Annotated in this window: 1 pseudogene; it reads left to right on the plus strand. The window is 47.2% G+C overall.

The annotated features are described in order from the left end of the window. Nucleotides 1-566: pseudogene (locus tag HC175_RS16790) on the plus strand (urocanate hydratase); the annotation flags it as partial.

The raw sequence follows: 566 nt of genomic DNA on the forward strand, positions 1-566 counted from the left end.
TGAAGAGGCCAATGAGATGATGAGCTCCGATCCGGAGAAATTCAAGGAAAAGGTCAGGGAGAGTCTTCGCAGGCAAACCGAAGCCATTAACCGCCACACCAAAAAAGGCACCTATTTCTTTGATTACGGCAATGCATTTTTACTGGAAGCCTCCCGTGCCGGGGCAAAGATCTATAAAGACGAAGAGGGAAATTTTGTAAGCGGCACTTCAGCCGGAGAAGACAAGGATTTTGCCTACCCAAGTTATGTACAGGACATAATGGGACCTATGTGCTTTGATTATGGATTTGGCCCCTTCCGCTGGGTGTGTGCTTCAGGAAAAGAAGAGGACCTGGAGAAGACCGATGCCATTGCGCGGGAGGTACTTAAGAAGCTAAAGGAACAGGCCCCGGAGGAAATTCAGCAGCAAATGCAGGATAATATCAAATGGATCGAAGGTGCAAGGGCCAATAAACTGGTGGTGGGTTCACAGGCACGGATCCTTTATGCCGATGCCGAAGGCCGTATTGAAATTGCAAGAGCATTCAATAAAGCTATTGAAAAAGGGGAAATAGGAACAGTAATTT

It is taken from the genome of Salinimicrobium oceani (assembly GCF_012037645.1).